The sequence below is a fragment of the Streptomyces sp. NPDC046759 genome (genome assembly GCF_040645475.1).
In the GTDB taxonomy this organism is placed as follows: Bacteria; Actinomycetota; Actinomycetes; order Streptomycetales; family Streptomycetaceae; genus Streptomyces.
Window position 1 is genome coordinate 1 of sequence record NZ_JBEYYJ010000065.1, and the last position, 9,356, is coordinate 9,356.

A 9,356-nucleotide genomic window follows, 5' to 3' on the forward strand; every position below is an offset into this window, starting at 1 on the left:
CCGCTGCTGCGACGGCCCGTTCGGCGCCGTAAGACCATTGCTCGCACCGTCCTGGTTCACGGCCGAGCCGCGCACGACCGCCAGCACCGGATGCCCGTTGCGCCGCGCGTCCGACAACCGCTCCAACAGCAGCATGCCGACGCCCTCGGACCAGCCCGTACCGTCCGCGTCGTCGGAGAACGACCGGCAGCGGCCGTCCGCGGACAGCCCCCGCTGGCGGCTGAACTCCACGAAGGTCATCGGCGTCGACATCACCGTCACACCGCCGGCCAGGGCCAGCGTGCACTCGCCCGCCCGCAGCGCCTGGGCGGCCAGGTGCAGGGCGACCAGCGACGACGAGCACGCCGTGTCCACCGTCACCGCCGGGCCCTCCAGCCCGAAGGTGTAGGAGATGCGCCCGGAGGCGACACTGCCCGCGCTGCCATTGCCCAGGTAGCCCTCGAAGCCCTCCGGTGCACCGCCCAGCCGGGAGCCGTAGTCGTTGTACATCACGCCCGCGAAGACACCGGTCCGGCTGCCCCGTACCCGGGCGGGGTCGATGCCCGCCCGCTCGAACACCTCCCAGGACGTCTCCAGCAGCAGCCGCTGCTGCGGGTCCATCGCCAGCGCCTCACGCGGCGAGATCCCGAAGAACTCGGGATCGAAGTCGGCCGCGTCGTGCAGGAACCCGCCCTCACGGACGTACGACGTGCCCGTCTGCTCCGGATCCGGGTCGTACAGGCCGTCCAGGTCCCAACCCCGGTCCACCGGGAAGGGCGAGATCGTGTCCATGCCCGCGACGACGAGGTTCCACAGGTCCTCGGGGGTGGTCACGCCGCCGGGAAGGCGGCAGCTCATCGCGACGATGACGATGGGATCCTGGTGGTCCGACGCGGCTCGTACCGGGAGCGGTTCGCCGGTGATTTCGCCTGTGTCTACGGTGAGTTCGCCCAGCAGGTGGTTCACCAGAGCGGCCGGCGTGGGGTGGTCGAAGACCAGCGTGGCGGGCAGCCGCAGACCGGTCGCCGCGTTCAGCCGGTTCCGCAGGTCAACAGCCGTCAACGAGTCGAAGCCCAGCTCCTTGAAAGCCCGGCCCTCCTCCACCGACGCCGCCGAACCGTGCCCCAGCACCGCGGCCACCTGGCCACGCACCAGCCCGGACAGCTCCCGCATCCGCGCGTCCGGCGACAACCCCGCGAGCCGGTCCGCCAGGCCCGAACCAGCACCGGGGTTCTCGCTCGCACGCGCCCGGCGCACCCGGGCACCGGCCAGCCCGCGCAGCACCGCCGGCACACCGGCACCCAACTCGCGCAGCGCCGTCACATCGAACCGCACCGGAAAGACGGACGCCGGTCCCGCGGACATCGCCGTGTCCAGCAACTCCAGGCCCTCATCGGAGGACAACGCCCTGAGCCCCGACCGCGCGATACGCGCGAGGTCCAAGTAGCTCAGCTCACCGGTCATGCCGCTGCGCTGCTCCCAGAAGCCCCACGCCAGCGAGACCGCGGGCAGCCCCTCGGCGCGGCGGGCCGCGGCCAGCGCGTCGAGGAACGCGTTCGCGGCCGCGTAGTTGCCCTGTCCCGCGCTGCCCAGCACACCGGACGCCGACGAGAACAGCACGAACGCCGACAGACCGAGGCCACGGGTCAGCTCGTGCAGGTTCCAGGCACCGTCCACCTTCGGCCGCAGCACCGCCGCCAGCCGCTCCGGAGTCAGGGACGACACGACACCGTCGTCCAGCACACCCGCCGTGTGCACCACACCCGTCAACGGGTGCTCGGCCGGTACGCCCGCCAGCACCTGGGCCAGCGCCCCGCGATCGGCGACATCACACGCCACGACCGAGGCTTCGGTGCCCAACCGACCCAGCTCCTCGGCCAGTTCGACGGCACCAGCATTCTCCGGGCCGCTGCGGCTGAGCAGCAAGAGCCGCCGTACCCCATGCGCCGTCACCAGATGCCGTGCCACCAGAGCGCCCAGCGTGCCGGTCGCGCCCGTCACCAACACCGTGCCCGTGCCGAAGCCGCCGGCCGTGTCCACGGCCGGCGCACGCATCCGACCCAGCCGTGGCACGCGCACGTCGCCGGAACGCACCGCCAGCTGCGGCTCGTCCCGCTCCAGCGCCCACTCCAGGGCCGTCGGCAGCACGCTCCACGAGGGCTCGGCAGCGTCGACGTCCACCAGCACGAACCGGCCCGGGTTCTCCGTCTGGGCCGACCGCAGCAGACCCCACACCGCGGCCGCCCCGAGATCTGCTACTCCCTCCTCGGCACCGGCCGCCACCGCGCCCGAGGTCACCAGCACCAGCCGCGACCCCGCGAACCGCTCCTCCGCCAGCCACCCCTGCACCAGCTCCAGGGCCTCGCTCAGAGCCGTGTGCACGGCGCCCGTGGTCGTCTCCGCGGTGTACGCCGAGTCCGCGAAGCGGCAGATGACCAGGTCCGGTACGGCGTCCCCGTCGGCGAGGGTGTCGAAGTCCGGGTACGTCGGCCCGCCGATCGGCGACTCACCGACGAAGGCCCAGGTGACCGCCCCCGCGGCCGCCGACGCCGGCGTGGCGGCGGTCCACTGAAGTTCGAACAGGGCGTCGTGCAGGGCCGCTTGGGCCGAGGCGAGCTGCTCGCGGTCGACGGGCCGGGTCAGCAACGAGCCGACGGTCGCGACGGGCTGTCCGGTGGCGTCGGCGACGGCCACCGACAGGGCGTCCGCACCGGCCGGCGCCAGACGTACCCGCAGCGCCGACGCGCCGGACGCGTGCAGCGAGACGCCACGCCACTCGAACGGCAGCCGTGCCTGCGCGTCGGAGAAGAACCCGCCCAGCCGCGCAGCATGCAACGCCGCGTCCAGCAGCGCTGGGTGCATACCGAAGCGAGCGGCCTCGTCCCGCTGTTCCTCCGCCGACTCCACCTCGGCGAACACCTCGTCGCCGCGCCGCCAGGCAGCACGCAGCCCCTGGAACGCCGGCCCGTAACCGTACCCGGCACCGGCCAGCTCGTCGTACAGCGCGTCGACCTCGACGCGCACGGCATCCGACGGCGGCCAAGCCGCCAGGTCGACACCGGACTCGACGGCCTCCCGCGCCAGCACACCGGTGGCGTGGCACGTCCAGGCGTCTCCGGGCGACTCCGCCGTGGTCTCCGTCGCGGAGTCCGCACAGGAGTACACGGCAACCGTCCGCCGACCGTCGGCGCCGGGCTCCCCGACTGTGACCCGCAGCCGGACCCCGCCCTGTTCGGGCAGCGTCAGCGGGGCCTGGAGGGTCAGCTCCTCGACCGCCCCGCAGCCGACCTCGTCACCGGCCCGGACGGCCAGCTCCACGAACGCGGTGCCCGGCAGCAGCACCACCCCATCGACCGCGTGATCCGCCAGCCACGGATGCGTCCGCAGCGACAACCGGCCCGTCAGGACCACACCTGTCGAGTCCGGAAGGTCCATGACCGCCCCGAGCATCGGATGCCCGGCAGCCAACAGGCCCACGGCCGCCGTGCCGGCACCGGCCGTCGGGCTGACGTCGAGCCAGTAGCGGCTGCGCTGGAAGGCATACGTCGGCAGCTCGACATGGTGCGCACCGGTGCCGGCGAAAGCCTGGGCCCACTCGACGTCCACGCCACGGACCCACAACTCGCCGAGGGAGGTTAGGAAGCGGTCCAGGCCGCCGTCGTCACGGCGCAGGGTGCCGGTGACGGCTGCCTCGTCGGCGGTGTCCTGGATGCTCATCGCGAGCACCGGATGCGCCGACACCTCCACGAAGGCGGTGTGGTCCTGCTCGGTGAGGGCGCGTACCGCCTCCTCGAAACGGACCGTGCGGCGCAGGTTGCGGTACCAGTACCCGGCGTCCAGGGCCTGCGTGTCCAGCCAGTCGGCCTCCACCGTGGAGAAGAACGGGATCGTGGAGGTCTGCGGACGCACCTCGGCCAGGACCCGGGCCAGCTCCTCCTCGATCCGCTCCACATGGGAGGTGTGAGAGGCGTAATCCACCGGAATACGACGAGCACGGACCTCGTCGGCCTCGCAAGCGGCGATCAGCTCGTCCAGGGCCTGCGGTTCACCCGCCACCACCACCGAGGTGGGGCCGTTGAGCGCGGCGATCTCGATACGACCGTCCCAGCCGGCGATCCGCTCGGCAGCCTGCCCGGCGTCCAGAGCCACGGACACCATGCCACCGTCACCAGCCAGGCTCGCCGCGATCGCCTGCGAACGCAGCGCCACGACCCGGGCACCGTCCTTGAGGGTCAGCGCACCCGCGACACAGGCAGCCGCGATCTCACCCTGCGAATGGCCCACCACGGCAGCGGGTTCGACGCCGTAGGAACGCCACAGCGCGGCCAGCGACACCATCACCGCCCACGACAGCGGCTGCACCACATCCACCCGCGCCAACGACGGAGCACCCGAAGCCCCCCGCAGGACCGCCTCCGCATCCCAGTCCACAAACTCAGCCAACGCCCGGGCACACTCGGCGAACCGCTCCGCGAACACCGGCGCGGAATCCAGGAGGTCCACACCCATCCCGGCCCACTGCGCACCCTGACCCGGGAAGACGAACACCACCCGGCCACCAGAACCCGACCCGGCATTCACGTCATCGAGGCCGGCGAGGAGTTCATCCCGGCTACGGCCGACCACAACCGCCCGATGCTCCAAATGGGCCCGGCCCATCGCCAGCGACCAGCCGACGTTCACCGGCGACAGTCCCGCATCACCCTCGACCCGGGACACCAGCCGTGTCGCCTGCTCCCGCAGCGCACCGGCACTGCGCGCGGACAGCACCCACGGCACCGCCACCGGCTCCACCACAGCCGACGCCTCGACCTCCGGCGCCTGCTCAAGAATCACATGCGCGTTCGTGCCACTCACGCCGAAGGACGAGACACCCGCCCGACGCGGCTCTCTCGTCTCCGGCCACTCCCGCTCCTCAGTGAGCAGCTCCACCGAGCCCGCCGACCACTCCACCTTCGACGACGGCACACCCACGTGCAGCGTCCGCGGCAACACACCATGCCGCATCGCCTGCACCATCTTGATGACGCCACCGACACCGGCGGCAGCCTGCGCATGCCCGATGTTCGACTTCAACGACCCCAGCCACAACGGCCGATCCGCCTCCCGGTCCCGGCCGTACGTCGCCAGCAGCGCCTGCGCCTCGATCGGATCCCCGAGGGTCGTCCCCGTACCGTGAGCCTCGACGGCGTCCACGTCACCGGCCGACAGCCCGGCGTTCGCCAGCGCCGCACGGATCACCCGCTGCTGCGACGGCCCGTTCGGCGCCGTAAGACCATTGCTCGCACCGTCCTGGTTCACGGCCGAGCCGCGTACCACCGCCAGCACCGGATGCCTGTTCCTCCGCGCATCCGACAACCGCTCCAACAGCAGCATGCCGACACCCTCGGCCCAGCCCGTACCGTCCGCGTCGTCGGAGAAGGACCGGCAGCGGCCGTCCGGCGACAGCCCCCGCTGCCGGCTGAACTCCACGAAGAGACTCGGTGTGGCGATGGCGGTGACGCCGCCGGCCAGGGCCAGGGTGCACTCGCCCGCTCGCAGGGCCTGGGCGGCCAGGTGCAGGGCGACCAGGGAGGACGAGCAGGCCGTGTCCACCGTCACCGCCGGGCCCTCCAGGCCCAGGGTGTAGGCCACGCGGCCCGAGGCGATGCTGCCGGCGCTGCCGTTGATGAGGTAGCCCTCGAATTCGGCCGCGGTGCCACCGTAGATGCGTGCCGCACCGTAGTCGTCGTACATGACACCCGCGAATACGCCGGTCCGGCTGCCGCGCATCGACGTCGGGTCGATGCCCGCCCGCTCGAACACCTCCCAGGACGTCTCCAGCAGCAGCCGCTGCTGCGGGTCCATCGCCAGCGCCTCACGCGGCGAGATCCCGAAGAACTCCGCGTCGAACCGGTCAAGGTCGTGGAGGAATCCACCTTCTCGGGCGTACGTCCTGCCCTTGCTCTCCGGGTCGGCGTCGTAGAGGGCGTCGAGGTCCCAGCCGCGGTTCGTGGGGAACGCGGACACCGCGTCGGTGCCGGTCTCGACGAGCTTCCAGAGGTCTTCGGGGCCGGCGACTCCGCCCGGATAGCGGCAGCTCATCGCGGTGATCGCGATCGGCTCCGCGTCGGCGTCCTCCAGTTCCCGCAAACGCTGCCGGGCCTGGTGCAGGTCCCCGGTGACACGCTTGAGGTAGGCACGAAGCTTTTCTTCGTTTGCCGTAGCCACGCTTTCCCCCTCCGTGTTCCGCGTTCCACGCCGAACAGCGTTCAGTGAAGTGATGTGCAGTGCGGTGCAGTGCAGTGCGGTGCCGTGCAGTGCAGTGCGGTGCCGTGCAGTGATGTGCCGTGCAGTGGCCGGTCAGGAATGGCCGGTAGGGATCAGAGTTCCTCGTCGATGAATTGGAAGAGGTCGTCGTCGCTGGCCTGGTCGAGTTTGTCGGCCAGGGTGAGCGCGGGGTCCGCGCTGCCTGTTCCGTCCCCTTCGCACTGGGCGAGCAGCTTGCGCAGCCGGGTCTGGATGAGGACGCGCTCCGGGTCTTCCTGGGCGAGCCCGGTGAGCGCCGACTCGAGAGCCTCGAGTCCGCGCAGCCCGTCCTCGACCGCGGACGCGGCGCGCGCCGGGGCGAGTTCGGCCGCCAGGTGCGCCGCCAGGGCGCCCGGGGTCGGGTGGTCGAAGATCAGGGTGGCGGGCAGCCGCAGTCCCGTCTCCCGGCCCAGCATGTTCCGCAGTTCGATCGCGGTCAGCGAGTCGAAGCCGACGTCTTTGAAGGGCCGTGCCGCCTCCACGCCCGCCGGGGTGGCGTGCCCCAGTGCGGTGGCCACGTGACCGCGCACGAGGTCGAGGAGGGCTCGGTGCCGCTCGTCCTCGCTGAGGCGCGCGAGCCGTTCCCGCAGCGCCGGGCCTGTGCCCTCGGCTCCCGCTCTCCCGGTCGCTGCCGCGGCGCCGGTGTCGCTCGCGGCGGACCGCGGTGCCACGGGTACCCGCACCAGCCCGCGCAGCAGTGTCGCCACGCCGTCGCCGTCCTGTCCGTCCGCGGCCCGGGCGCGCAGCGCCGCCTGATCCAGTCGCATCGGCAGCAGCACGGCGTCGTCCGCCCGGCCGGCGGCGTCGAACAGCGCCAGTGCGCGGTCGGAGTCCAGGGCCGCGATGCCCAGGCGGGCCAGCCGCTGCCGGGCGCCCTCGCCCAGCCGCTCGGTCATGCCGCTGGGCTCGGCCCACAGGCCCCAGGCCAGCGAGCGGGCGGGCAGCCCGAGCGCGTGGCGGTGGTGGGCGAGGGCGTCCAGGAAGACGTTGGCCGCCGCGTAGACGCCCTGGCCCGCTGTGCCGAGCGTGCCGGCGGCGCCCGAGAACAGGATGAACGCCGACAGGTTCGACTCGCGCGTCAGCTCGTGGAGGTGGAGCGCGGCGTCGACCTTCGGGCGCAGTACCCGGTCGATCTGGTCGGATGTGACGGCGGTCAGGGTGGCGTCGTCCAGCACACCGGCCGCGGCCACCACGGCGGTCAGCGGATGCTCGTCCGGTACGCCGTCCAGCAGCCGTTCCAGCGCCGCGCGGTCGGCGGTGTCGCAGGCCACCAGGGTGACCTGGGCTCCCAGGACGGCGAGTTCCGCACGCAGTTCGGCGGCACCCTCGGCTTGCGGGCCGCTCCGGCTCGTGAGCAGCAGGTGTCGTACGCCGTGCTCGGTGACGAGGTGCCGGGCGAGCAGGCGGCCGAGGCCGCCTGTGGCTCCGGTGAGCAGCACCGTGCCCGACGGGTCCAGCAGCGGACCCGCGACGGATGGCCGGGAGGCCGTCGGTCGCAGCCGGGGAACCAGCGGTTCCCCGGCGCGTACGGCGAACTGGGGCTCGCCCGAAGCCAGCGCGGCCACCAGGGCCGGGCGCGAGGTCTCGTCCTGGTCGAGGTCGGCCAGGACGAAACGGCCAGGGTGCTCGGACTGCGCGGAGCGGATCAGTCCCCACAGCGGCGCCTTCGTCAGGTCGGGCCGCTCGCCCGCACCGGTCACCACGGCCCCGCGCGTGAGGAACACCAGCCGGGACGTCGCGAACCGCTCGTCGTCCAGCCAGGCCCGCGCGGTCGCCACCGCGCCCTCGACCGTCGTACGCACACCGTCCGCGGTGCCCGCGAGGGCCTTGTCGCCGTCATCGTCAGCGGAGACACAGGCCACCAGCACCACGTCCGGTACGACCGTCTCACCGGCGTCGATCGCGGCGGCCAGCGCCGCCAGGTCCGGGTGGACGGACACGTCGGCGGGCGCACCGGGGACGTCGCGGAGGTGGACGCTGAGTTTGCCCTCGTCGGGGCCGGCCACGGCCCACACCCCGGCGCTCCCGGACCCGGGGACCCGCGGCAGCGGCTGCCACTCGACGCGGAACAGCTGGTCGTCATGACGCTCCGCCGCCGCGGCGAGCTGTTCGTGCGCGACAGGCCGCAGCACGAGCGAGTCGATCACGGCCACGGGACGCCCGGCACCGTCGGCGACGACCACCGAGGCCCCGTCACCCCCGGCCGGCGTCAACGCCGCACGCACGACCGAGGCCCCGCCCGCGCGCACGGAGATCCCGCGCCATGCGAACGGCAGCACGAGAGTGCGCCGCGCGCCGTGGAAGTCACCCATGCGCAGTCCGTGCAGTGCCGCGTCCAGCAGCGCCGGATGCAGCGCGTGACCGGCGGCAGCGTCCCGCTGGTCGTCGGGGAGCACCGCCTCCACGAACACCTCGTCACCGCGCCGCCAGGCCGCACGCACGCCCCGGAACACCGGGCCGTAGGCGTAGCCGTCGGCGGCGAACTCCTCGTAAAGAGCGCCCGTGTCCACGGCCACGGCACCCTCCGGCGGCCACACCGTCAGATCCCTCACCGGCGGCACGGGGCTCGCGGCGACCGCCAGCACGCCCTCGGCGTGCCTGGTCCACTCGTCGCCGTAGGACAGGTCTTCCCGCCGGGAGTGAAGGGTGAGCGTACGCCGCCCGGCCTGGTCGGGTGCCCCGACGGTCACCCGCAGCCGGGTCCCGCCCGTCTCCGCGACGATCAGCGGCGCCTGCAGCGTCAGTTCCTCCACTACGGCGCAGCCCACCTGGGCACCGGCCCGTACGGCCATGTCCACGAATGCGGTCCCGGGCAGCAGCACCGCCCCGGCCACCGCGTGGTCGGCCAGCCACGGATGCGTCCGCAGCGACAACCGACCCGTCAGTACGACACCGCCGTCGGGGAGCTCGACCGATGCGCCCAGCAGCGGATGCTCCGCCGACTCCGCCCCGAGCGCGGTCAGCGCGGCTTCCGGCGTGCCGGTGCTGGTGTCGAGCCAGTAGCGGTGGCGTTGGAAGGCGTAGGTGGGCAGGTCGACACGGGTGGCACCGGTACCGGTGAACACCGCCTTCCAGTCCACGTCCACACC

The 9,356-nt window shown here is 72.9% G+C and carries 2 protein-coding genes; both read right to left on the bottom strand.

All coding sequences use genetic code 11. From position 1 onward, the window contains the following. The coding region (locus ABZ919_RS41210) for a type I polyketide synthase (protein ID WP_361259380.1) at window positions 1–6,189 on the bottom strand (6,189 nt) is incomplete at its 3' end. Window positions 6,190–6,341: 152 nt separating this feature from the next. After that, window positions 6,342–9,356 (bottom strand): SDR family NAD(P)-dependent oxidoreductase (locus tag ABZ919_RS41215; RefSeq protein ID WP_361259383.1); only part of this gene is annotated, 3,015 nt, incomplete at its 5' end.